Annotated in this window: 22 protein-coding genes; 12 read left to right on the top strand and 10 right to left on the bottom strand. The window is 61.2% G+C overall.

Annotation, left to right across the window (positions count from 1 at the left end; all coding sequences use genetic code 11):
• Positions 1-151: 151 nt before the first annotated feature.
• The 4 genes from QNH97_RS01150 to QNH97_RS01135 all read right to left on the bottom strand — a co-directional run bounded on the left by QNH97_RS01150 (position 152) and on the right by QNH97_RS01135 (position 5,746).
• Positions 152-352, bottom strand: coding sequence for a hypothetical protein (locus tag QNH97_RS01150; RefSeq protein ID WP_025211311.1), 201 nt, complete (start codon positions 350-352; stop codon positions 152-154).
• Between the two features lie 242 nt (positions 353-594).
• Positions 595-1,701, bottom strand: a complete 1,107-nt coding sequence (aguA, locus tag QNH97_RS01145; protein WP_283555227.1) for an agmatine deiminase — start codon at positions 1,699-1,701, stop codon at positions 595-597.
• Positions 1,702-1,704: 3 nt separating this feature from the next.
• Complete coding sequence (aguB, locus tag QNH97_RS01140; protein ID WP_283555226.1) at positions 1,705-2,583, bottom strand: N-carbamoylputrescine amidase; 879 nt, start codon at positions 2,581-2,583, stop codon at positions 1,705-1,707.
• Positions 2,584-2,833: 250 nt separating this feature from the next.
• Complete coding sequence (locus QNH97_RS01135) at positions 2,834-5,746, bottom strand: aminotransferase (protein ID WP_283555225.1); 2,913 nt, start codon at positions 5,744-5,746, stop codon at positions 2,834-2,836.
• A 208-nt stretch (positions 5,747-5,954) separates the two neighbouring features.
• On the opposite strand from QNH97_RS01135, the gene rfbB reads away from it, so the two are divergent.
• The 7 genes from rfbB (at position 5,955) to QNH97_RS01100 (ending at position 13,096) form a co-directional block, all read left to right on the top strand.
• Positions 5,955-7,037: a dTDP-glucose 4,6-dehydratase gene (rfbB, locus tag QNH97_RS01130; protein WP_283555224.1), complete on the top strand. Its 1,083-nt coding sequence runs from the start codon at positions 5,955-5,957 to the stop codon at positions 7,035-7,037.
• Positions 7,034-7,909, top strand: coding sequence for a glucose-1-phosphate thymidylyltransferase RfbA (gene rfbA / locus QNH97_RS01125; protein ID WP_283555223.1), 876 nt, complete (start codon positions 7,034-7,036; stop codon positions 7,907-7,909). Before rfbB ends, rfbA begins: the two co-directional genes overlap by 4 nt.
• The gene (gene rfbC / locus QNH97_RS01120) at positions 7,906-8,451 is read left to right on the top strand and encodes a dTDP-4-dehydrorhamnose 3,5-epimerase (RefSeq protein WP_283555222.1); all 546 of its coding nucleotides are present in this window, start codon (positions 7,906-7,908) and stop codon (positions 8,449-8,451) included. Before rfbA ends, rfbC begins: the two co-directional genes overlap by 4 nt.
• Positions 8,448-9,329: a dTDP-4-dehydrorhamnose reductase gene (gene rfbD, locus QNH97_RS01115; RefSeq protein WP_283555221.1), complete on the top strand. Its 882-nt coding sequence runs from the start codon at positions 8,448-8,450 to the stop codon at positions 9,327-9,329. Before rfbC ends, rfbD begins: the two co-directional genes overlap by 4 nt.
• 77 nt (positions 9,330-9,406) lie before the next feature.
• Entirely contained in the window at positions 9,407-11,215 is a 1,809-nt protein-coding gene (locus tag QNH97_RS01110) for a sensor histidine kinase (RefSeq protein WP_283555220.1), read from the top strand.
• Positions 11,212-12,603, top strand: coding sequence for a sigma-54-dependent transcriptional regulator (locus QNH97_RS01105; protein ID WP_283555219.1), 1,392 nt, complete (start codon positions 11,212-11,214; stop codon positions 12,601-12,603). The genes QNH97_RS01110 and QNH97_RS01105 overlap by 4 nt, the downstream gene beginning before the upstream one ends.
• 37 nt (positions 12,604-12,640) lie before the next feature.
• Complete coding sequence (locus tag QNH97_RS01100) at positions 12,641-13,096, top strand: YiiD C-terminal domain-containing protein (RefSeq protein WP_283555218.1); 456 nt, start codon at positions 12,641-12,643, stop codon at positions 13,094-13,096.
• Between the two features lie 126 nt (positions 13,097-13,222).
• Here the strand turns inward: QNH97_RS01100 and cysQ are convergent, their stop codons facing one another.
• Positions 13,223-14,050 (bottom strand): 3'(2'),5'-bisphosphate nucleotidase CysQ, encoded by an 828-nt coding sequence (gene cysQ / locus QNH97_RS01095; RefSeq protein WP_283555217.1) that lies wholly within the window; start codon positions 14,048-14,050, stop codon positions 13,223-13,225.
• Entirely contained in the window at positions 14,047-14,613 is a 567-nt protein-coding gene (nudE, locus tag QNH97_RS01090) for an ADP compounds hydrolase NudE (protein ID WP_283555216.1), read from the bottom strand. The genes cysQ and nudE overlap by 4 nt, the downstream gene beginning before the upstream one ends.
• 88 nt (positions 14,614-14,701) lie before the next feature.
• On the opposite strand from nudE, the gene yrfG reads away from it, so the two are divergent.
• Complete coding sequence (gene yrfG, locus QNH97_RS01085) at positions 14,702-15,364, top strand: GMP/IMP nucleotidase (RefSeq protein WP_283555215.1); 663 nt, start codon at positions 14,702-14,704, stop codon at positions 15,362-15,364.
• Between the two features lie 113 nt (positions 15,365-15,477).
• On the opposite strand, the gene lysM is transcribed toward yrfG, so the two are convergent.
• Positions 15,478-15,918, bottom strand: a complete 441-nt coding sequence (gene lysM, locus QNH97_RS01080) for a peptidoglycan-binding protein LysM (RefSeq protein WP_283555214.1) — start codon at positions 15,916-15,918, stop codon at positions 15,478-15,480.
• 133 nt (positions 15,919-16,051) lie between these two features.
• On the opposite strand from lysM, the gene QNH97_RS01075 reads away from it, so the two are divergent.
• The 4 genes from QNH97_RS01075 (at position 16,052) to QNH97_RS01060 (ending at position 20,927) form a co-directional block, all read left to right on the top strand.
• Complete coding sequence (locus QNH97_RS01075) at positions 16,052-16,939, top strand: LysR family transcriptional regulator (protein WP_283555213.1); 888 nt, start codon at positions 16,052-16,054, stop codon at positions 16,937-16,939.
• A 93-nt stretch (positions 16,940-17,032) separates the two neighbouring features.
• Entirely contained in the window at positions 17,033-17,872 is an 840-nt protein-coding gene (gene fdhD, locus QNH97_RS01070; RefSeq protein ID WP_283555212.1) for a formate dehydrogenase accessory sulfurtransferase FdhD, read from the top strand.
• Positions 17,869-20,217 carry an FdhF/YdeP family oxidoreductase gene (locus QNH97_RS01065; protein WP_283555211.1) on the top strand — a complete coding sequence of 783 codons (2,349 nt, stop codon included), beginning with the start codon at positions 17,869-17,871 and terminating at the stop codon, positions 20,215-20,217. Before fdhD ends, QNH97_RS01065 begins: the two co-directional genes overlap by 4 nt.
• Positions 20,218-20,450: 233 nt before the next feature.
• Positions 20,451-20,927 carry a glycine zipper domain-containing protein gene (locus tag QNH97_RS01060; protein WP_283555210.1) on the top strand — a complete coding sequence of 159 codons (477 nt, stop codon included), beginning with the start codon at positions 20,451-20,453 and terminating at the stop codon, positions 20,925-20,927.
• An 85-nt stretch (positions 20,928-21,012) separates the two neighbouring features.
• On the opposite strand, the gene QNH97_RS01055 is transcribed toward QNH97_RS01060, so the two are convergent.
• From QNH97_RS01055 to QNH97_RS01045, 3 genes are all read right to left on the bottom strand, one after another.
• Positions 21,013-21,432 (bottom strand): acyl-CoA thioesterase, encoded by a 420-nt coding sequence (locus QNH97_RS01055; protein WP_283555209.1) that lies wholly within the window; start codon positions 21,430-21,432, stop codon positions 21,013-21,015.
• 50 nt (positions 21,433-21,482) lie between these two features.
• Entirely contained in the window at positions 21,483-22,709 is a 1,227-nt protein-coding gene (locus tag QNH97_RS01050; RefSeq protein ID WP_283555208.1) for a 3-hydroxyacyl-CoA dehydrogenase, read from the bottom strand.
• A gap of 107 nt (positions 22,710-22,816) precedes the next feature.
• On the bottom strand, positions 22,817-24,745 hold the full coding sequence (locus QNH97_RS01045; protein WP_283555207.1) for a RecQ family ATP-dependent DNA helicase: 1,929 nt from the start codon (positions 24,743-24,745) through the stop codon (positions 22,817-22,819).
• Between the last annotated feature and the right edge of the window lie 100 nt (positions 24,746-24,845).

The following is a 24,845-nucleotide window of genomic DNA, read 5'->3' as shown; positions in this document are numbered from 1 at the left end:
GCCCTTAACAGCGTGTCAATTTCATGAATCGCCTGAAATCAGGCAAAAAATGTCCAAGAAGCTGTCGAGGCGCAGACGTTGATCGCGCGTCCATCGCCCACAAAAAAAGCGCTGCCATCCCGGCCAGCGCTTTTTATCAATCCATCGAATTCTATCCTTGCATCACATCCCATAACGCTTCCAGCTCCGCCTCGCTGAACAAGCCAGCGGGGTAACGCTCAACGATTATCCGCCGCGGATCAGGCTCTCTGATCTGACGCGTCCCGTTGGACTTCAACCACTGGGCCAAGGCTTGAAGCGACTCACCATTAACGGCCAAGGGATGGCATGTGCGCTCGCTTATCATATTCATTCCAGCGCCCTCTCCTGGTTGATGAGCGGCCAATTTATCCAAGGTTTATGACAAAACAACTCAGTTCTCTCCCCAGAACTGCTGACTGGCTGATACAAGAGCTATGCCAATGTGTCCGTCGCGCCAATAAACAGGCACAAAAAAGCCCGCGCGCCAATCGGGCCGCGGGCTTGCCAGGATGGATCCAAAAACGCCGGTGTAGAGCCGGTGCGGCCGATATCACTCGGCTGTTACATCACCACTCATTTTGCCCGCGGCGCAGGTTGCTGTTGGGTAAGGCAATGAATATTCCCGCCCCCCAGTAACAGTTCGCGCCCCGGTACCATGACCACTTCATGCTGTGGGAACAGGCGCTGCAGCAGCTCTCTGGCCGGGCCATCCAGCGGATCGTCAAAACTCGGCGCGATGATGCCGCCATTGACGATCAGGAAATTCACGTAGGAACCGGCCAGCCGCACCGATGGATTACGTTCCTGGGAGCCCTCCACCGCATCGACACCGGCACACTCTTCTTCGGTGGCATACAACGGCCCCGGAATCGGCATCTTGTGCACTACGAACGAGCGCCCCTTGGCGTCGGTGCTGTTTTGCAGTACGTCCATCGCCGCGTGGCAACGGCTGTAGTTCGGATCCTGCGGATCGTCAGTCCAGGCCAACAACACCTCGCCAGGACGCACGTAGCAGCAGAAGTTATCCACATGGCCGTCGGTTTCGTCATTGAACAGACCATCCGGCAGCCAGATGATCTTGTCCACCGCCAACTGCGCGCTGAGCACGGCTTCGATGTCTTCACGGCTCAAGTGCGAATTGCGATTGCGGTTGAGCAAGCATTCTTCGGTAGTGAGCAGAGTGCCTTCGCCATCGACATGGATCGAGCCGCCCTCAAGCACAAAACCTTCGGTGCGGTAACGCGGGCTGCGCTCGATCTCGAGGATCTTGCTGGCCACTTGCGAATCACGGTTCCATGGCGAATACAGGCCACCGTCGAAACCGCCCCAGGCGTTGAAATCCCAGTTGACGCCGCGCACTTCACCGTTGTCATTGATCACGAACGTCGGGCCTGTGTCGCGGACCCAAGCGTCGTCGCTGGACATCTCCACCAAGCGGATATTCGGCACGTCGAGGCGCGCCCGGGCGTTTTCGTACTGGGCCGCGGACACCGCCACGGTCACCGGTTCGAAGCGGGCGATGGCCTTGGCCACTGCCACGTGGGCGGCCTGCGCCGGTTTGCCGCCCAGGCGCCAGTTGTCCGGGCGCTCAGGCCAGATCATCCAGACCTGGGTCTGCGTCGCCCACTCGGCAGGCATGTGGAAACCATCCGCGCGGGGCGTGCTGTGCAACGTTGTCATGAATCAGGACTCCAGTGAGCCATCGAGGGTTTTGATCGAGCCGTACAGGTCTGGACGGCGATCACGGAAAGTGCCCCAGGCACTGCGAATATGTTCCAGTTCGTCGAGGTCGAAACTGTGCACCAGTACGCCCTCTTCGGTTTCGTTCAGTTCCTCGACTTTTTCGCCGAACTGATTGGCGATGAACGACGAGCCGTAGAACGTGATGTCGTAGCCGTCCTGCTCTTCATTGCCGATGCGGTTGCTGGCCACCAGCGGCATCACGTTGGCCCCGGCATGGCCTTGTTGCACGCGCTGCCAGTGATCCCGGGACGAGATGGTCTTGTCGTGGGGCTCGCTGCCGATGGCGGTCGGGTAGAACAGGATCTCCGCGCCTTGCAGCGCCATGCTGCGGGCGCATTCCGGGAACCACTGATCCCAGCAAATGCCTACGCCAATCTTCGCGTAACGGGTATTCCACACCTTGAAACCTGTGTCACCCGGGTTGAAATAGTACTTCTCATGATAGCCAGGACCGTCCGGGATGTGGCTCTTGCGGTACACACCCAGGTTGCGGCCGTCGGCATCGATGATCGCGATACTGTTGAAACGCGCACGACCGGCCAGTTCAAAAAAGCTGATCGGCAACACAACCTGCAGCTCCTTGGCGACTTTCTGGAAATGCTTGATGGCGACGTTCTCTTCGACCGGCGTCGCCAGTTGCAGGTAGTCCGGGTTCGGCTTCTGGCAGAAGTACGGAGCCTCGAACAGTTCCTGGATCAGGATGATCTGCGCGCCCTTGGCTGCGGCTTCACGGACCAGCTTCTCAGCGGTCTCGATATTGGCTTCGAGGTCCCAGGAACAGGCCATTTGAGTGGCGGCGACGGTAACGATACGACTCATGAATCATCTCCCGGGAAACGATGTGCAGGGCCAGTCTGGCTTCGGCCGATGACAAACGGTTAACAGCAGGCACGGTTGAACCACCGCGGATGTGGCAACTTTATAGCCGATAAAAATCGACTTTAGAAGAGGAAAGAATGAAATAGAGCAGAGGAACGGTAATTTTTACCGACAAATATCGGATTTAGTCTGAAACCCTGAGTGAGCGAGCCTGCTCGCTCCCTCAGGGTTATTGGCCGAACGCTATGGGCTACAGCCCCTCATCCAGCGCCTTCTCCACCATATCGACGAAGAAGTCCACACTCTGGCGGCTGGTGACCATCGGCGGCTTGATCTTGAGGATGTTCAGGTAATCGCCGGTCGGTTGCATGAAGATCCCCAACTCCCGCAGACGATTGCACAGGACCATGGTTTCTTCGGTGGCCGGCTCCAGGGTGGTGCGGTTGCGGATCAACTCCACGCCCAGGTAGAACCCGGAGCCATGCACCGCACCGACCAATGGATACTGGTCGATCAAGGCCTCAAGCCGCGCCTTGAAATGTCCGCCCACCACTTGGGCGTTTTCCCAGAGTTTTTCTTCCTCCATGACATCCAGCACAGCCATGCCGATCCGGCAACTGACCGGGCTGCCGCCGGCCGACGAGAAGAAATAGCCCTCGGCTTCCAAGGCCTCGGCGATTTCCCGGCGGGTGATGACCGCCCCCAGCGGCTGACCATTGCCCATGCCCTTGGCCATGGTGATGATGTCCGGCACCACGCCTTGCTCTTCAAAGCCCCAGAAAAACTTGCCCATGCGTCCATAACCGACCTGCACCTCGTCGGCGATGCAAACCCCGCCGCGCTCGCGCACCATCGCGTAGACCTGCTTCAAATACCCTGGCGGCAGGGCAATCCCACCGGCATTGCCGTACACCGGCTCGCAGATGAAGCCGGCAAGTTGGCGTTTGCTTTCGGCGATTTTCGCCAGGTTGTGTTCGACACTGCGCACGTAATCCGGCGCGCTGTCGGGGCCACGGAATTCGCCGCGATAGGTGTTTGGCGCGGTCACCGGATGCACCCAGTCCGGACGGCTGCTCAGGGCCTTTGGGTTATCGGCGATGGACGTCGACACCGCATCGGCCGCCACCGACCAGCCGTGATACGCCTCCAAGACACTGAGCATGTCCCGCCCGCCGCTGTAGGCCCAGGCCAGGCGGATCGCCAGGTCATTGGCCTCGGTGCCGCTGTTGACCAGGAACACCCGGTCCATGTTGGACGGCGCCAGCGACAGCAGACGCTCGGAAAACTCGGTGACTGCGGCATAGTGAAAACGCGAGTTGGTGTTGACCAGCGACCACTGCCGGGCGGCGACCGCCGCCATACGTGGGTGACCATGACCCAACACCGCGACGTTGTTGAGCATGTCGAGGTAGGAGCGGCCCTGCATATCGATCAGGTGATTGCGCCAGCCGCGCTCGATGCGTGGCGGGTCAACGTAATAGTGTTTTTGCGAACGGGCGAAACTCGCATCGCGACGGGCCAGCAACGCCTCCGGATCGATCTCCGGCTCGGCATCGCAAGCCAGCCCCAGCAGCCCCCCCGGTGAAGGACACAGTGCCTGCCAGGCCAGGGCCCTGGAGGGCGTGCAGAACAGCGGTGGATTCAACTGGGCGCCCCGGCACAACTGGACCGACAACGGCCCCGCCACTTCGCCCAACACCTGTCCCTTGACCAGCGCCGCCCCGGAATGCAGCGGCGACATCACGCCCCACAGCCGTACGCTCAGCTGGGCGCTGTCCAATTGCAGCATGCCGTCGGCGGTCTTGTGCACGACTCCGGCGAACGGCGATTCGAGCGGCGTGCCCCGAGGTACATTCAGCTCAACGTGCAACGGATAAGTATCGGGCTCAACGGCGCTGTCCGGCCGAGTACGGGACAATCGGTATTGTCCGTAACGGCTGGCGGCCAGGCCGTGAACGCCAGCGGCTTCACTCAGCAGGCGCTGGTCGATGCCCGGCTGTTCCCAGTTACCGGCGTCGAAATGCGGGCTCAGCACACCCAGGTCGATCAGGGCGAATTCACGGCCTACCAGGGTCGGCAACAACGGCGCGAAGCCTTCGCTGGCAATGGCTGGCAGGCTGTGGCCAACGGCGGTGAGGATCGCCGTTTCCATCAACTCGAAAGGCACCGAGTGGGCGACACGGAAAATTTCCCACTCATGGTCCAGATTGTCGCGGCTGTATTGATTCTGCGGGTCGATGGCAACCTGCTGTTCACCGCTGAGCACCAGTACTGCGGCGCGCGCAACGATCATTGGCCAAAGCGCCAGCAATTCGTCGCGCTGCAACGGGTTGACCGCGTGATAAGCCTTGATCGCCGGCAATATGAAGAACGGATCACCGTCGGCATGGTGCAGCAGGGCCGCGCAGGTCACTGACAGATCGGTGATGCGCCAGGTGCGGACCAGGTCGCCGAAATCAATGACGCCCTGCAATTGCCACTGACGCTGGGCATCGCGCTGCCAGACCGCGTTGTCATCGGTGATGTCCATGTGGATCGCCTGTACCGGCAGGTTGGCCTTGAGTGGCTGCAAGCGCCGCTCGGCCTGTTGCGCGACCTCGGCGACCAGATGGCGCCGTTGTTCATCCTCGATGACAGGCAACAGGTAATCGACCAGGGCCGGGGCGTGGCGGGCGTCCCACTGCAGGGTGCGCTCCAGGCCCGGGTGATCGAATGCCGCCAGGGCCAGGTCCATTTCCGCGCACAGGCGGCCCAGGCCAGTGACAAGCTCGGGCGTCAGGTGCTTGAGCTGCGTGAGGGACTGGCCGTCGATGTACTCCAGCAGGCGCATATGAACCGCTTGGCCGTCGACGTCCAATGTCAGCAGGTCCTGGCCATTGCTGGCCGCAATGACCCGCGGCACTTTCACCGCGTCGTGTCCGGCCAACTGTTTGAGGGCTGCGTGTTGGGCCTGTATTTCCAGGACAGCGTAGTCGCCGTGGCAAATTTTCAACACAAAGCGGCCGCGCTCACTGTCGACGCGGTAGTTGAGGTCCTGGTTGCTGCCAAGGGGTCGCAGGTCGCCGCTGAGTCCGTAATTCGAGCGCAGCAGCACCAGCGCTTGCTCGGCACTGATCTGTGGGCTTGGCAAACTGGCACGGTGAACCAACGTAGCGAGTGGCATACAAGGACCCCTGAGGTGGTTTTGTTCGGATGCCTATCTCGCCACTGCGTCGGAGGATAAGCAACCCCCCTGTTCAAAAATATGCACAGCCGTCCTCAGACGTTGCATGGGAAGGGGGCGTCCAGGGGATATTCGCTTGCACCGCTCCCGCCATGCCGACAAGCTATGCTCCTATGCTTTGTCGTCCCACGGAAAAAGGCTTAACCGGATGCGCATTCTCATTACTGGCGGTGCTGGCTTCATCGGCTCAGCGCTCATACGGCACTTGATCCTGGACACCGAACACCAGGTCCTGAACCTCGACAAGCTGACGTACGCCGGCAATCTCGAATCGCTGAGCAGCATCGATCACGACAGCCGCTACGAATTCGTGCAAGCCGATATCGTCGATCAACCGACCGTCAGCGCGGTACTCGCGCGATTCAAACCCGAGGCCATCATGCACCTGGCGGCGGAGTCCCACGTAGACCGCTCCATTGACGGTCCGGCGGACTTCATCCAGACCAACATCGTCGGCACCTATAGCCTGCTGGAAGCCACCCGCGCCTATTGGCAGACCCTGCCCGAAGCGCAGAGGCGCGCGTTTCGCTTCCACCACATTTCCACCGACGAAGTGTATGGCGATCTGCACGGTGTGGACGACCTGTTTACCGAAACCACCGCCTACGCCCCAAGCTCGCCCTATTCGGCCAGCAAGGCGGCGTCCGACCACCTGGTCAGGGCCTGGCAGCGCACTTACGGCTTGCCTGTGCTGTTGACCAATTGCTCGAACAACTACGGGCCATTCCACTTCCCCGAGAAGCTGATCCCGCTGGTGATCCTCAACGCACTGGCCGGTAAACCGCTGCCGGTGTATGGCGATGGCCAACAAGTGCGTGACTGGCTGTACGTCGAAGACCATGCCAGGGCCCTGCTCAAGGTCGTCACCGAGGGCGTGATCGGCGAGACCTACAACATCGGTGGCCACAATGAGCAAAAGAACATCGATGTGGTGCGCAGCATCTGCGCGCTGCTCGAAGAACTGGCCCCCCATAAGCCCGAAGGTGTCGAGGGCTATGCCGACCTGATCACCTTCGTCAAGGATCGCCCCGGCCACGACCTGCGCTACGCCATCGATGCCGGCAAAATCGAACGGGAACTGGGCTGGATACCTCAGGAAACCTTTGAGACGGGCCTGCGCAAAACCGTGCAGTGGTACCTCGAAAACCTGCTGTGGTGCCGGCGTGTCCAGGACGGCAGCTATCAGGGCGAGCGTCTGGGCTCACTCGAAAACAAGGATGCGATTGCATGATGAAAGGTATTGTTCTGGCCGGCGGTTCCGGCACGCGCCTGCACCCGATCACCCTCGGCGTTTCCAAACAGCTATTGCCGATTTACGACAAGCCGATGATCTATTACCCGATCTCGGTCCTGATGCTCGCCGGCATCAAGGATATCCTGGTGATCTCCACCCCTCAGGACTTGCCGCAATACCGCAGCCTGTTGGGCGACGGCAGCCAGTTCGGCGTGCAGTTCAGCTATGCCGAACAGCCATCACCCGATGGCCTGGCCCAAGCGTTCCTGATCGGCGAGCAATTCATTGGCAGCGACCCGGTATGCCTGATCCTGGGCGACAACATTTTCCACGGCCAGCATTTCGGCGAGCAATTGCAGACTGCCGTCAACCGACAGAGCGGCGCAACGGTGTTTGGTTACTGGGTCAAGGATCCCGAGCGGTTTGGCGTGATTGACTTCGATCCTGAAGGGCGAGCCCTTTCCATCGAAGAAAAACCCAGCACGCCCAAATCCAGCTATGCGGTGACCGGCCTGTATTTCTACGACAACGACGTGATCCAGATCGCCAAGACCATCAAGCCATCCCCTCGGGGCGAACTGGAAATCACCGACGTCAACAACGCCTACCTGCAACGCGGCGACCTGCACGTCGAGCGGTTTGGCCGTGGTTTCGCCTGGCTCGATACCGGTACCCACGACAGCCTGCTGGAAGCCTCGCAATACGTGCAGACCATCGAGCACCGCCAAGGCCTGAAAGTCGCCTGCCTGGAGGAAATTGCCTACCAGCAGGGTTGGGTCAGCCGCGAGCATGTCCTTGAGCGCGCCAAATACTTCGGCAAGACCGGTTATGGCCGGTACCTGTTTCAGATCGCGGGAGAAAGCCATTGAACGTCATCGCCACCCGCTTGCCGGATGTCCTGATCATCGAGCCGAAGGTCTTCGGTGACGACCGCGGTTTCTTCTATGAGAGCTTCAATGCCCGGGCATTCGCCGAGGCCACGGGCTGCGCGTTGCAGTTCGTCCAGGACAACCATTCACGCTCGGCCAAAGGCGTCCTGCGCGGCCTGCACTATCAGATCGAACAAGCCCAGGGCAAACTCGTGCGCGTCACCGCTGGGGAGGTTCTGGACGTGGCGGTGGATATTCGCCGCAGCTCAGCTACGTTCGGCCAATGGGTGGGCGTGCGCCTGTCGGCCCAAAACCATCGGCAAATGTGGGTTCCGCCGGGGTTTGCCCACGGGTTCGTGGTGTTGAGCGAGTCAGCGGACTTTCTCTACAAGACCACGGATTACTACGCACCTTCGGCCGAGCGCTGCATTCGCTGGGACGACCCGCAGTTGGCCATCGATTGGGAGCTGCAAGGCGCACCCATCCTGTCGCCCAAGGACCAGGCCGGCAAGGCCCTGAGCGAGGCCGACCTGTTTCCATGAGTACTTCCTTACGCATCCTGATCATCGGCCAGAACGGCCAGGTCTCCCGGGCACTGCAATCGCGCCTGGCCGGCACGGGCGAGTTGATTGTGCGCGGCAGCGACCAGCTCGATCTGGCGCGCCCGGATCTTATCCGCTCGCCCATCGAGGCTCTACGGCCCGACCTGATCATCAACGCCGCCGCCCATACGGCCGTCGACCAGGCCGAGAGCGAACCCGAGCTGGCTTTCACCATCAATGCCACTGCGCCGGGCATCCTGGCTCAAACGGCGGCTGAACTGAGCGTCCCGCTGATTCACTACTCCACCGACTACGTCTTCGACGGCCACAAACCTGAGCCGTACACCGAAGACGACGCCCCTAACCCACTGAGTGTCTATGGACGCAGCAAACTGGCCGGTGAAGAGGCCGTCCGCCGAGCCGCAGGCCAGCACCTGATTCTGCGCACCAGTTGGGTATATTCCACCGAAGGCCGCAACTTCCTGCTGACCATGCAACGCTTGCTCCAGGAAAAACCGCAGCTGCGCGTGGTGGCCGACCAGATCGGTGCACCGACCTGGGCTGGCACCATCGCCGACAGCACCGCGAAGCTCATCGAGCGTTGGCGAGCCGATCAATGCGGCGCCTGGGGCACCTATCACCTGACGGCCCAGGGCGAGACGTCCTGGTTCGGCTTTGCCCAGGCCATCGGCGAACACCTGATCGAGCAGCACAAGCCTTGCGCCGTGCTGGAGCCAATCCCGTCCAGCGCGTACCCGACTCCAGCCCCACGCCCGCTGAATTCGCGCCTCGATTGCACACGCCTGCTTCAGGAATGGGGTGTGAGCCAGCCCGACTGGAAAAGCGCGCTGCAGCAGTGTCTTGCCGGGCAAGCCTAGTATCCTGCCTCACAAATAGTATTGGTGAGGCAGGACACTAGGCATAATGCGCCTGTTCCCACAGGCGCCTGATGCTCATGAACTCCACCCTTCCCCGCAGACCCCGTTGGCGCAGCCTGGCGTTGCTTGCACTGTGCCTGGCGCCGTTGTTGTGGCCGCTGGAGCATTTGGCCGAACGTTATTACCGTAGCGAACTGGCCGGACAGAACCGCCAGACCCTCGATCTCTACGTCGCCAACCTGCTGGGCACCTTGCACCGCTATGAAGTGCTGCCGCAGATTCTTGGTGAGCTGCCAGCCCTGCGCGCAGCGTTGTCGACTCCGGACGATGGCATCGTCCAAGGCAACGCCAACCGGCTGCTGAAAAACATCAGCGCCCAGACCGGCGCCGAAGTCATGTACCTGATGGACGCCACCGGCAAGACCCTGGCCGCGTCGAACTGGGACAAGCACGACAGTTTTGTCGGGCGCAATTTCGCCTTCCGGCCGTACTACATCGAAGCCATGGCCGGACGCCTGGGGCGTTTCTTCGGCCTGGGCACCACGTCGGCCAAACGCGGCTATTTCTTTGCCGCCGCCGTGCGCGACCGCGAGAAAGTCATCGGCGTGCTGGTGGTCAAGGTCGACCTGGACCATACCGAGAGCCTCTGGGGCAAAACCCCTGAACAACTGCTGGTAACCGATCACAATGGCGTGGTCATTCTCACGTCACGGCAAGAATGGCGATTCCGCGCAACCCGTCCCTTGAGTGACGAAGAACGCAAGGCCATCAGCGCCGTGCAACCCTACCCAACCCGCGAACCCAAGCCGTTGAACCTGGATATCAACGCCTGGCTGACCCAGACACAGTCCATCGAAGAGACGGGCTGGAGCGTGAGCATTCTGGCCCCGCGCACGCTGATCGACCGGCCGGTGCGCACCGTGGTCGCTATCGGCGGCGCGGCGTTGCTGGTCTTGATGCTGCTGCTCGGGTTGATGATGCAGCGCAGGCGCCACTACCTGGATCGGATCGCCTTCGAGGGCAAGGCGCGTCAGGAACTGGAAGGCCGTGTAGCCGAGCGGACCAGCGATCTGGAAGGCCTGAACCGGCGCCTCAAGCAGGAAGTGCTGGAGCGCGAGCAGGCCCAGCAAGAACTGGTCCGTGCCCAGGATGATCTGGTGCAGGCCGGCAAACTTTCGGCCCTGGGCACCATGTCGGCGAGCATCAGCCATGAACTCAACCAGCCGCTGGCAGCGATTCGAAGTTATGCGGAAAACGCCGGGATTCTGCTCGACCACCAACGCACCGAGGATGCCCGGGGCAATCTCAAACTGATCAGCGAATTGACCGGACGCATGGCGTCGATCATCGCCCACCTGCGGGCCTTCGCCCGCCGCGACCGCCATGCGCCGGAAAGCGTCGCCCTGCAGCCGGCGCTGGATGATGCGCTGGCGTTGCTCGCCAAACGCCGACGCAGCATGGAGGTGGAGCTGATCCGCGACCTACCGGCCGCCACGCTGTGGGTCGAGGCCGGAGAAACCCGGTTGCGCCAGGTGCTCGGCAACCTACTGGCCAACGCCCTCGACGCCCTGACCGAAAAAGGCCCGCCACGCAAACTCTGGCTCAGTGCCCAGGCCACCGAAACCGGCGTCAACCTGTGCATCCGCGATAACGGCCCGGGGTTTTGCATGGAGGCCCTCGGCCGCGCCGGCGAACCCTTCTACACCACCAAGACCCGCACTCAGGGCCTTGGCCTGGGGCTGGCGATCTGCGACACCCTGATGCGCGCCTTCGGCGGCGAACTGTCGTTCGCCAACCACAAGGAAGGCGGCGCCCTGATCACCCTGAAGCTGCGCGCCGGCGCCCCCGGAGTGAGCCTGCAACCGTCCGAGGACCGTAGTGTATGACCATCGATAACCGGATTGAGGTGGTGCTGATCGATGACGATCCCCACTTGCGTCAGGCCTTGAGCCAGACCCTCGACCTGGCCGGTCTGAAAATCCTGCCCCTGGCCGAGGCCAAGGGTCTGGCCGGGCAACTTTCCCGTGATTGGCCGGGCGTAGTGGTCAGCGACATTCGTATGCCTGGCATGGACGGCCTTGAGTTGTTGAGCGAACTCCACGCCCAGGATGCGGAGCTGCCCGTGCTGCTGATCACCGGCCACGGCGATGTGCCGCTGGCGGTGCAGGCGATGCGCGCCGGGGCCTATGACTTTCTGGAAAAACCTTTTGCCAGCGATCATCTGCTCGACAGCGTGCGCCGCGCCCTGGCCTTGCGTCGACTGGTGCTGGACAACCGCAGTCTGCGCCTGGCCCTCAGTGACCGGCATGAGCTCAGCGCCCGGCTAGTCGGCCAATCGACGCCGATGCTGCGCCTGCGCGAGCAGATCGGCGCCCTGGCGGCCACTCGGGCCGACGTGCTGATCCTCGGTGAGACCGGCGCTGGCAAGGAAGTAGTCGCCCGTGCACTGCATGACCTGTCGAGCCGGCGTAACGGACCATTCGTGGCGATCAATGCCGGAGCCCTGGCCGAGTCGGTGGTGGAGAGCGAGCTGTTCGGTCACGAACCCGGCGCTTTCACCGGTGCGCAGAAACGCCGCATCGGCAAGTTCGAGTTTGCCAACGGCGGCACGCTGTTTCTCGATGAAATCGAAAGCATGAGCCTGGATGTCCAGGTCAAATTGCTGCGTCTGCTGCAAGAGCGCATGGTGGAACGGCTGGGGGGCAATCAACAGATCCCGCTGGACATTCGCGTCATCGCCGCCACCAAGGAAGACCTGCGCCAGGCCGCCGATCAAGGGCGTTTTCGCGCCGACTTGTACTACCGCCTGAACGTCGCGCCGCTGCGTATACCGCCATTGCGCGAACGGGGTGAAGACGCACTGATGTTGTTTCAGTATTTCGCCGACGAAGCCAGCGCCCGCCACGGCCTGCCGCCCCACCAGCTGCAACCGGCGCAACGGGCGCTGTTGCTGCGCCATACCTGGCCGGGCAACGTGCGAGAGTTGCAGAACGCTGCCGAACGCTTCGCTTTGGGCCTGGAACTGGCCCTGGACAACAGCGCGCCGGACGGCAGCCCCGGGGCACCGGTGGAAATGGTCAGTGGCGGCTTGAGCGAGCAGGTGGAAAACTTCGAGAAAACCTTGATCGCCGCCGAACTGGCCCGTCCTCACAGCTCGGTACGCAGCCTTGCCGAAGCCTTGGGCATTCCGCGCAAGACCCTGCACGACAAGTTGCGCAAGCATGGGCTGAACTTCGGCGACAGCCATCATGGCCCAGCCGATGAGTCCGATTGAGTTACTGTCACCTTCCTTTCAAGCAAGAGGCCCCGCAATGAACCGCGACAGTCGTTACCTGGAATCGATCCTGCACCACGACATCCCACTGACGCGGGACATGGGCCTCAAGGTGCTCGATTGGCAAGCCCGGCAACTGCGCCTGTTCTTGCCGCTTGCGGCCAACGTCAATCACAAGAGCACCATGTTCGGCGGCAGCCTGTACTGCGGCGCGGTACTCGGTGGCTGGGGCTGGTTGCACCTGGCCTTGCGCGAAGAAGGCATCGAAGACGGGCATATCGTGATTCAGAAAGGGCAGATCAGTTATCCGCTGCCTGTTACCCAGGACGCGGCTGTCGTCTGCGATGCGCCTGAAGAAAAGGTCTGGAAACGCTTCCTGGCCACCTACCGGCGCTACGGCCGGGCGCGGCTGGCCTTGCAGACGCGGGTGATGAATACAGGCAGCGAGGAAGTGGCGGTACAGTTCGAGGGGCAGTACGTGTTGCACCGCTAAAAACACCGCCCCCTCCTGTGGCGAGGGAGCTTGCTCCCGCTGGGCTGCGAAGCGGCCCCAAGATTTTGCGGTTGCTGCGCAACCGAGCGGGAGCAAGCTCCCTCGCCACAGAAAAGCAGGTACGACTCAGGAGCGAGCAAGTTCCAACAACTTGCCCCGCCACGGCGCCTTCGCCGGCAACGCCAGAAACGACGCATTCAACAGCGATTCACGCGGCGGATAACAGAACGGCTCGCCGCTCAAGTCCAACACCTCGCCACCTGCCCCTTCCAGCACGCCTTGGGCGGCAGCGGTGTCCCATTGGGACGTCGGCGCCAGCCGTGGATAGCAATCCGCCGCGCCTTCGGCCACCAGGCAAAACTTCAACGAGCTGCCAATGCTGGTCAACTGCAACTCCCCCAGGCTCTCGCTCAAGCCGCCCAACAGACGTTCCTGCTCGGGGCTGGTATGGCGGCGACTGGCGACCACGGTGAAGGTTTCGCCCGGGGCCAATACGTTACGCACCGCGATAGGCAAAGGCTCGCCATTCTGGTCGGCACGCCAGGCACCCAACCCCGCGCCACCAACGTAGAAGCGGCCGTTGGTGGGCATCGACACCACGCCAAACACCACCCGGCCCTGCTCGATCAGTGCAATGTTGACGGTGAACTCCTCACTGCCGGAAATGAACTCCTTGGTCCCGTCCAGCGGGTCCACCAGCCACCAGCGTTGCCAGCCGGCACGCACGTCTTGGGCGATATCGGCGTCTTCTTCGGAGAGGATCGGGATATCCGGCGCCAGCGCCGTGAGCCCGGCCACGATCACATCGTGAGCCGCCATGTCCGCAGCAGTCACCGGCGACTCGTCAGCCTTGTGGTTGACCTGCACATTGGCGCGCCAGAACGGCAGGATCGCCTCGCCGGCCCTGAGCGCCAGTTCAACCGCAGGGGCCATCAGGGGATGGGGGAAGTTCATGACAGGAACGCTCCGCGCTGGGCCAGCAGATCACGGGCCAGGTACAGCGCCGCCAGCGCACGTCCCTCCGTGAACTGGGGGTTTTGCGCCAGGGCAGACAATTCGCGCAGGTTGACCTTGTCCACCCGCATCGCCTCGGGCTCGTCGCCCTCCAGCTTTTCTTCATACAGATCGGTCGCCAGCACCACCTGGATCTTCTGGCTCATGTAGCCGGGGGACAGCGACAGTTCGGTCAGGTGCTCCAATTGACGCGCGCCAAAACCGGCCTCTTCCTTGAGCTCCCGCTCGGCCGCCGCCAGCACGTCTTCACCCGGCTCGATCAGGCCCTTGGGCAGGGAGAGTTCGTAGGCATCGGTACCACCGCAATACTCTTCCACCAACACCGCGTGGTCGGCGTCGAGCATCGCCACGATCATCACCGCGCCATAGCCCGCACCTTTGCTCGCCAAACGCTCATAGGTGCGCTCCACGCCATTGGAAAAGCGCAGTTTCAGTTCTTCCACGCAAAACAGGCGACTGGTGGCGACGATCCGGCGATCGAGTATGGTGGGTTTCTGGCGCATAAACGGCTCCCTGGGCGATAGCGGGCTACTATACCCGGCCTATTCTGATTGTTTGTGTCGGATATTCGATTACCGCTGGAGAAGTTTTATGGCCATGCTGCCCTGGCATGAGATCGATACGGTGCTGCTGGACATGGACGGCACCTTGCTGGATCTGCATTACGACAACCACTTCTGGATGGAACACCTGCCCCAACGCTATGCCGAATTGCACGGCGTGAGTCGGGCGATGGCCGAGATGGAGCTACAACCGCTGTTCGAAAGCAACGCCGGCCAGTTGCAATGGTATTGCCTGGATTTCTGGAGCACAGAACTGAAACTGCCGGTGCGCGAACTGAAACTGGAAACTGCGCACCTGATCGCCTTGCGCCCGGACGCCGATACCTTCCTCGCAGCGATCCAGCGGGCCGGCAAACGGGTGGTGATGATCACCAACGCGCATCGCGATTCGTTGTCCTTGAAACTGGAGCGCATCGAACTGGCGCCCTATTTCGAGCGTTTAATCAGTTCCCACGACTACGGTTTCCCCAAGGAAAACCCACAGTTCTGGGACGCCCTGCAGGCCGACCTTAACTTCGACCCGGCCCGCAGCCTGTTTATCGACGACACCTTGCCGGTGTTGCGCAGCGCCCGGGATTTCGGCGTTGCGCATCTGCTGGCCGTCAGCGAGCCGGACAGCCGCAAGGGGCCGAAGGACACCGGAGAGTTTGAGGCGTTGATCGACTACCGGGCGCTGATCGAAGGGCTCTGAAAGCCCTATGTGGCGAGGGAGCTTGCTCCCGCTCAAGTGCGCAGCACTTGTCTGAAAAAAGGGGCCACTTTGAAGCCCAGCGGGAGCAAGCTCCCTCGCCACCCAGAAACCGGCTACTCGGGAATACGTAGCACCTGCCCCGGATAGATCTTGTCCGGGTGCGACAACATCGGTTTGTTGGCCTCGAAGATCTTGTTGTACTTGTTCGCGTCACCGTACTCGGTCTTGGCGATCGCGCTGAGGGTGTCGCCCTTTTTCACGGTCACGAAACGCGCCGCCTGTGCCACCGGCCCAGTCACCGTAATCTGGTCGTCAACACTGCCTACACCTGCGATGTTGCCCACGGCCAGCAGGATTTTTTCCTTCTCTTCCTGACTGCCTACTTCACCAGTGACGATGACTTTATCGCCCTCGATGGTCGCTTGAACATTCGGATTACCCAGGCCAACCTTGCTGATGTGTTCTTTCAACTGCTCGCTGGCATTGGCGTTGCCGGGGGTTAGCAGGTCGATAAGTTTTTCGCCTGCTTCCTTCACAAAGCTAAAAAGACTCATGGTGCGCGCTCCTTGGGTTAGTGTCCTGACGCAAAAGACTAGACCAGGCCAGGTGAAACCGGTTCCCAGCCGACCAATGACCCCGCCACGCGCAAGCGCTAGAATTCGAACCTTCCCTCGCCTTGGAGCGAAGATGGACATCAAGCAGCTGAAGTTTCTCATCGCACTCGACGAAACCCGCCACTTCGGCCAGGCCGCCGCACGGTGCCACATTACCCAGCCGACCCTGTCGATGCGCCTGCGCAGCCTTGAAGAAGAACTCGACCTACCGCTGGTCAACCGTGGCCAGCGCTTTGAAGGCTTCACCGCGCCAGGGGAGCGGGTGCTGGCCTGGGCGCGCACGGTAATGGCGGCCTATGACGGGCTGCAGGCCGAAGCCGCGGCCTGTCGCGGCAATCTGGTGGGTACGCTGCGCCTGGGTGTAGTGCCGTTGTCAGACTTCGACCCGCTGGCGATGATGCAGCGCTTGCACACCGAGCATCCCAACCTGCGTTTCGAACTGTCGTCCTTGAGCTCCGAGCACGTTCTCGAACAACTGGCGAACAACCGTATCGATCTGGGCATTTCCTACCTCGAACGTCTGGACAACGAGCGTTTCGAGGCCCTGCCATTCAGTCACACGCGCATGGGCCTGCTTTACGACCAACGCTTTTTCTTTTTCGGTGAGCAGCCACTGAGTTGGGAAGCGCTGATTGAGCTGCCCCTGGGCATGCTCACCAGCGGCATGCATTTTCGCCAGTCCATCGACCACAACTTCCATAGCCGAGGGCTCACGCCTCGACCGCTGTTGCAAACCGACGCGGTGCACCAATTGTTACAGGCTGTGCACGGCGGGCTGTGTTGCGCGGTAATGCCCCTGAACAACGGCCTGAGCATCCTGAACGAAAATTTGCGCATCCAGCCCATCGAAAGCGCGCAAACGCTGGTTCCGCTGGGGCTGATCATGCGCCGCGGCGCCCCACGATCAGCCTTGGCTGAGGCTTGTTTTGCCCTTTACCAGAAATCACCAGCAGTATCTTGATCGACGTCATCTATTGAAGGATCAGTAATAGCAATTAGACGTGGCAGATTGCCGCATTTAGTCTTAACACTATTCCTACTTTCAGTGATGCCCATGAACGACAAGCCTCCGGTCAGTCGAGCGCCTGCGATGGAAACATCTGCGCCGGCCGCCAGCCAGAGCTATCGCTACTGCAATCTGGACCACTCCCAATCGGACAGCACCGCGCTGGCCGAGGAAGTGGCGTTGGCGATTGCCTATAACGGCATCAGCCAGGCCGTCATGCTGGTCACCCCCACCGACCTTGAAGACTTCGTCGTTGGCTTCAGCCTGGGCAGTGGCATCATCGAAGACCCCTCGGACATCTATGACCTGCAACTGAGCGGCGCAGGTTCTGCGCAGTATGCGCAGGTGACCATCGCCAACCGCGCCTTCTGGAACCTCAAGCAGCAACGCCGGCAGCTGGCAGGCACCAGCGGCTGCGGGTTATGTGGCGTGGAAGCGGTGGAACAGGCCTTGCCCAACCTCAAGGCATTGCCCGGCGCACCGCTTCCACCGGCGCAATGGCTCGATGGCCTGCGTCAACGCATCGGCCAGTTCCAGCCGCTGGGCCAGTTCTGCGGCGCGGTGCACGCGGCACTGTTCATGAACGCCCAGGGCGAGTTGCTGCTGGGCCGCGAAGACATTGGCCGGCACAACGCCCTCGACAAGCTAATCGGCGCGTTGATCCGGCAACAGATCCCGGTAGCTGGTGGCGTGGCGATCGTCACCAGTCGGTGCAGCCTCGAACTGATCCAGAAAGTGCTGCGCGCCGGTATCCAGACCCTGGTCAGCCTGTCATCGCCCACGGGCCTTGCGGTGCAATGGGCCCGCCAACACAACCTCAATCTCATCCACCTGCCGCAAAAAAGTGCGCCGCGGGTCTACAGCCCTGCGATGGAGAAACAAGCGTGAGCAAGCATCAACAAGCCGACCAGAAACCCGTACCGCGCTACAAGCCCTACAAGGGCCCGGCTGGTGGTTGGGGCGCACTGATCAGCGTCGCCCAGGCCTGGTTGACCAGCGACAACGCGCTGAAAAACCTCCGCATGATGCTCAAGACCAACCAGAACGGTGGTTTCGATTGCCCTGGCTGTGCCTGGGGTGATTCGCCGGAAAGCGGCATGGTCAAGTTCTGCGAGAACGGCGCCAAGGCGGTGAACTGGGAAGCCACCAAACGCCGCGTCGATGGCGCATTTTTCGCCAAACACAGCGTAACTTCGTTGCTGGAGCAGAGCGACTACTGGCTCGAATACCAGGGACGCCTGACCGAGCCGATGCGCTACGACGCCGAAACCGACCGTTACAAGCCCATCAGCTGGGAAGCTGCGTTTGCGCTGATCGGCACACACCTGCAAGGGCTTTCCAGCCCGAACCAGGCCGAGTTCTACACCTCGGGCCGGGCCAGCAACGAAGCGGCCTACTTGTATCAACTGTTCGTGCGTGCCTACGGCACCAACAACTTCCCCGACTGTTCGAACATGTGCCACGAGGCCAGCGGCGTGGCGCTGTCCCAGAGTGTCGGCGTGGGCAAGGGCACGGTGACCTTCGACGATTTCGAACATGCCGACGCGATTTTCGTCTGGGGCCAGAACCCCGGCACCAACCATCCACGGATGCTCGAACCACTGCGCGAGGCGGTGAACCGCGGCGCCCAGGTGGTCTGCATCAACCCGCTCAAGGAGCGGGGCCTGGAACGTTTCCAGCATCCGCAGCACCCGCTCGAAATGCTCACCAACGGGGATAAACCGACCAACACCGCGTATTTCCGCCCGGCCCTGGGTGGCGACATGGCGATACTGCGAGGCATGGCGAAATTCCTGCTGCAATGGGAGCGTGAAGCGCAGAATGCCGACGCAGCGCCAGTGTTCGATCATGCCTTCCTGAACGAACACAGCGTCAACGTGCTGGATTACCTGGCCGTGGTCGACGACACGTCGTGGGAGCAGATCGTCGAGCAATCGGGCTTGCCCCTGGTCGAAATCGAGCAAGCGGCGCGCATGTATGCCAAAAGCAAGAATGTGATCATGTGCTGGGCGATGGGCATCACCCAGCATCGCCATTCCGTGGCGACCATCCAGGAAATCGCCAACCTGATGCTGCTACGCGGCAACGTCGGCCGACCGGGCGCAGGCCTGTGCCCGGTCCGTGGCCACAGCAACGTGCAGGGCGACCGGACCATGGGCATCAACGAGCGTCCGCCGGCAATGTTTCTTGACGCGCTGGAACGGCGCTTCCAGTTCAAGGTGCCACGTGAAAACGGCCACAACGTGGTCGAGGCGATCCATGCCATGGCCAACGGCGAGGCGAAAGTGTTCATCGCCCTTGGCGGCAACTTCGCCCAAGCCACACCGGACAGCAACCGAACCTTCCAGGCCCTGGCCAATTGCGACCTGACGGTGCAGATCAGCACCAAGCTCAACCGCAGCCACTTGGCCCACGGTAAAGAAGCATTGATCCTGCCGTGCCTGGGCCGTACCGACATCGACCTGCAAACCGAAGGCGCGCAAGCGGTGACCGTTGAAGACTCCTTCAGCATGGTCCACGCCTCCAACGGCCAGTTGCAACCGCTGTCGAACCAGATGCGCTCCGAGCCTTGGATCATCGCCGGTATCGCTGCCGCGACGCTGGGCAGCCGCCCGGTGGACTGGAACTGGCTGGTGGCCGACTACAGCCGTATCCGGGACCTGATTGCCGACACCATTCCCGGGTTCAAGAACTTCAATGAAAAGCTCCAGAATCCTGGCGGCTTCTACCTGGGCAACAGCGCGGGGGCTCGTCGCTGGGCCACTGCGTCGGGCCGCGCCAACTTCAAGCCCAATCTGCTACCCAACGACCTGGTGCATGAGCGCACCCGCGCGACCGGCCAGTTGCCCGACCTGATCATGCAGTCGATGCGTTCCCACGATCAGTACAACACCACCATCTATGGCCTCGATGACCGCTATCGTGGCGTGAAGGGCCAGCGGGATGTGTTGTTCGTCAACGAGGCAGACATCATTCGCCTGGGCTTCAAGCCAGGACAGAAGGCCGACATCGTCTCGCTCTGGGACGATGGTCGTGAGCGTCGGGTCAAGGGCTTTACCCTGCTGGCGTTCGACATTCCTGCCGGGCAGGCCGCCGCCTATTACCCTGAAGTGAACCCGTTGGTGCCGCTGGAAAGTACCGGCGACGGCAGCCACACGCCTACCTCGAAATTCGTGGCGATCCGCCTGGAAGCCGCGAGCGAGACTGGCTTGATCCTGGCCAAATCGGCCTGAACCAGTGCCTGGGGCCAAGGTGCCCCGCTGTTTTCAAACGCCCACAAAAAAGGCCGTTTTCCATAGAAAACGGCCTGTCCTAAGTAGCTAAAGACCGGCGAAAACATCTTAAGTTCCTACCGAAAAACAATAACTTATCGAATTGTGCACAAGTCGTGTTACTCGTCGGATTTCGATTGTAACCAAGCGAAGCCAGCCTCAGGATCGCGCCGTCATCCCTTTGAGGCTCCTCTATGAAGTTCTCCTCCATTCTCTTGTTGTCCCTTGGCCTGATCAGTGGCGTCGCTTCTGCTGGCGGCACTGCCGAAGCAGGTGTTGGCGGCGCATTGGGCGGGGTTTTGGGTTCGGTCGTCGGCCAATCCTTGGGCGGCAACACCGGTTCCACCATCGGCGCGGCCCTGGGCGGCGCGGGCGGTAGTGCGGTCGGCGCGGACAAACACAGCCGCGGCGAAGCGGCAATCGGTGGTGCGCTGGGCGCAGCCGGCGGTAACGTGATAGGTCGTAGCGTGGGCGGCAGCACCGGCAGCCTGATCGGTGCTGCAGCGGGCGGCGGCGCCGGTGGCGCACTGGGTAACTACATGGGTAAAGACGATGGCGATGACCGTCGCTATGAAGGTCGCCGTGGGGACCGTCGCTACTACCGTGACGGCCACCCGGGTCGCGGCCATGCCTATGGGCATCGCAAGCATAAACATCGCTATCGCGACTAATCGCTGGCCTTAAGTATCAGCGATAAAAGATCGCAGCCTGCGGCAGCTCTTCCCAGAGCCTGACCGCAGGCTGCGATTTTTCGTTTCAGACCACCAACCGCTCCAAAGCCCCACGCAGCCGGTCCGGAATCGCTACAGGCCGGTTCGACGCCCGGTCCACGAATACGTGCACAAAGCGCCCCGCCGCGCAGGCCTCCTCCTCGTCCGCCTTGAACACCGCCAGCTCATATTGCACCGAGCTGCTGCCCAGCTTTCCAACCCGCAGACCGATCTCAATCCGGTCAGGAAAGGCGATCGACGCAAAGTAGTCGCAAGCCGAACTCACCACGAACCCCACCACCTCTCCATCATGGATATCCAGACCGCCGACCTCGATCAGATAAGTGTTCACCGCCGTATCGAAAAAGCTGTAGTAGGTGACGTTATTGACGTGACCGTACACATCGTTGTCATGCCAGCGCGTGGTGATGGGTTGCAGGTGTGGGTATTCGTTACGTTGGGGCATCAGGCGTCCTTTACGGTTGATCATTGGTTGTACGTGGCGCGAAACCGGGTCTACCGCTGCGCGAATCCCTTGCCCTGCGCGGCCAGCTCCCCGATCAGACGCGCGGGCTTCCATTGGTCACCCTGCTTCGTTTCGAGCTCCAGCAGGCGTGCGTGGATATCCTCAAGTCCCTGCCCATCGGCCCAGGCCAATGGGCCACCTTTGTCCGCAGGAAACCCGTAGCCGTTGAGATAGACCAGGTCGATATCGTGGGCCGACTCGGCAATGCCTTCCTGCAGGATCTTCGCGCCTTCGTTGATCAGCGCCAGCAAACACCGCTCGAGGATTTCCTCAGGTCCAATCTCGCGACGCTGGAAGCCCAGCGCTTCGCTGACCCGCTGCACCAGCGCATCGACTTCAACATCATGTTCAGCCTGCCGACTGTCGGGTTCGTAGTGATAGTAGCCGCTGCCACTTTTCTGGCCGAACCGCCCCAGTTCGCACAGCCGGTTATCCACTTGCACCTCTGGCGCATCCTGGCCTTTTCCTGCCAGCTCTCGGGCGCGCCACTCCAGGTCGATCCCGACGACGTCGTACATGCGAAACGGCCCCATGGCGAAGCCGAAGCCTTGCAACGCCGCATCGACTTGATGGGGGAACGCCCCCTCCAGCAGCATCTTGCGTGCCTCCAACACATAAGGGTGGAGCATCCGGTTGCCGATGAACCCATGGCAATTGCCCGATACCACGCTGACCTTACCCATGCGCTTGCCCAATGCGAGGGCTGCGTCCAGCACCGCTTTGGAAGTTTGCGCACCACGAACGATTTCCAGCAGCTTCATGATGTGCGCCGGGCTGAAGAAATGCAGGCCTAGCACCTGGGTTGGCCGGCGAGTAGCGGCGGCGATTGCATCGATGTCCAGCGCTGAGGTATTGCTCGCCAGGATGGCCTCGGGCTTGAGCAGACCGTCCAATTCACGAAAGATTTTCTGCTTGAGTTCGAGGTTCTCGTAAACCGCTTCGATCACCAGATCCACATTGCGGATCGCCGCGTAATCATCTGCGCGCGTCACCCGCGCGATCCGTGCATCGGCTTCGCGCTGGTCGATACGGCCCTGGCGTACGTTATGGGCGTAGGTTTCGGCAACGGCAGCCAGCGCCTGTTCGAGCATCTGCGGGTTGTTGTCGACCCACTGCACCGTCACACCGGCATTAGCCAGGCACATCACGATGCCTCGCCCCATGGTGCCTGCACCGACCACGGCGGCGCATTGAATATCGAAGGGTGTCTGGCTCATATTTGCTCTCTTATTGGCGATCCAAAGACAGCGTTCACCTTAGTCAGCCCTCGAACGTTTTTGAAATTTATTCGTGTGATGAAGGGCATTCATCGGATGGATGCAGCTCACAGGTGCGCCTGTGTCCAATGTCGAACTTCAGCGTACGGATACTCCTCCAGTGCGGCATACCCACGGATCTTCCGCGCCTTCAACCGAGTGAACAACGGCACGCTGATCCCGCACAGAAACCGGGTCAGCCGCTCAGCAGAAGGCAGACTGCCGGTGTGCTGCTCATGCCTGTGGATAAAATCACCACACAGCGTCTCGAAGCTTTTATCCACAAGTGCCGGCAACGAAGGTGGCTCCGGCAGGCGCGCGACCTGTCCGTGGCACACCGAGCAATGACCGCACTGCTGCGGCGCGTTGTCATCGCCAAAATACTGTGCCAATCGATAACCCAGGCAACGGTCGGTGGCGAACAACTCGAGCATGGCATGGATCCGCGTGATTTCACCGCGCTCGTGCCGGGTGAAGTAGGCGTGTAGCTCGGCACTCAAGACCTGCGCATCAAGACCGGTTTCCAGCACGCTATACACCTCGGTCATCTGTTTGCTTTCGAGCTCGATCCAGCCTTTTTCCTGGAAGTAATCCAGCGCCTTGACCACGCGATTACGTTCAGCGTGATACTGCTGGTAAATCCCGTCGAAATTCACCGTGGCCCAGGTCCGGGCACGACTGGAGGTCTGGATGATGGCCGAGACGAAGTCCCTTCGCTCACCTTCGAAGTGCTCCAGCAGCGCCTGAGGCTCGGTCAGGAACTTGAAGCGGTATTCAGCGTAATAGGCATAGCGCGGCGCGATCAGCCGACGCAGCTCCAGTTGGACCAGCAACGTCTTGAGTGGCAGTTGCCGAATGTTGCTCTGGTCCGCCAGCGGCCCCAACAAAAACTCCCATTGCCCATCGGGAGCGGCGGCCTTCAGCTCATCGAGCACGCAACGAATGCCTTCCAGCTCGGGCGTATCGCCATACACAAAGTTTTCCAGCACGTTGAGACTGTCGCGGTTGGCCAGCACCAGGCAATCGGACGGCTGCCCGTCCCGCCCGGCCCTGCCGATCTCCTGACTGTAGTTTTCGATGGATTTGGGCAGGTCGAAATGCACTACGTTGCGGATATCGCTCTTGTCGATTCCCATGCCGAAAGCGATGGTCGCGACAATGCAATTGGACTGGCCGCCCATGAACCGCCGCTGGATGGCTTCGCGTTGCTCATGGGGTAAACCGGCGTGATAAGCCTCGGCCCCAATACCGTGTTGGCTCAGGTGTTCGGCTATCTGCTCGGCGGTTCGCTGCAACGTGACATAGACGATGCTCGGTTGCCCGGGACGTTCGCCCAGCCATTGCACCAGCCGCGCGCGCTTTTCCGCACCGCGCACGGGTTCGACCAGCAGATTGAGGTTGGGCCGATAGAAACCGGTCGTCACCACATCGTCGGCGGCGATGGCGAACTTCGCCTGCATGTCGGCAATGACCTTAGGTGTTGCGGTGGCGGTCAACAGCAACACCTGGGGAATGTTGAACTGCCGCTGATAATCGGGAAGCTTGAGGTAGTCGGGGCGAAAGTTATGCCCCCATTCGGAAATGCAGTGAGCCTCGTCCACCACCAGCAACGAGATCGGCACCTGCTGCAGGAAATTGCGGAAGCGCTCGTTCTTCAGCCGCTCCACCGAAATCATCAGAATCTTCAATTCACCCGAGCGGGCCCGCGCCATGGCGTCGCTGGCTTCGTCACGACTTTGGGCCGAGTCGATACTGGCCGACGCGATGCCGTGACGCTGCAAGAACGCCAACTGGTCCTGCATCAGCGCCAGCAGGGGCGAGACCACCAAGGTGAGGTGCGGCAATAGCAGGGCTGGCAATTGATAACACAGGGACTTGCCGGAGCCGGTGGGAAAAATGGCCGCCGCCGACCGACCAGCCAGTACTGCGCTGATGGCCGTTTCCTGACCGGGGCGAAACTGTGGATAACCGAAAACCTGTTCCAGGGTGCTGTGCATAAGCGGTCGCTCCTTTGACTGCTGCGAGACCCAAAGCCTAGCGGGACAGCGCAGCGCGTCGAGAAAAGGTCAGGGTAAAAAACGATACCGGATGATACAG

It is taken from the genome of Pseudomonas sp. G2-4, assembly GCF_030064125.1.
Lineage (GTDB): Bacteria > Pseudomonadota > Gammaproteobacteria > Pseudomonadales > Pseudomonadaceae > Aquipseudomonas.
Note: the sequence above shows the minus strand (reverse complement) of the source record. Positions and strands in the feature narration are given on the sequence as shown.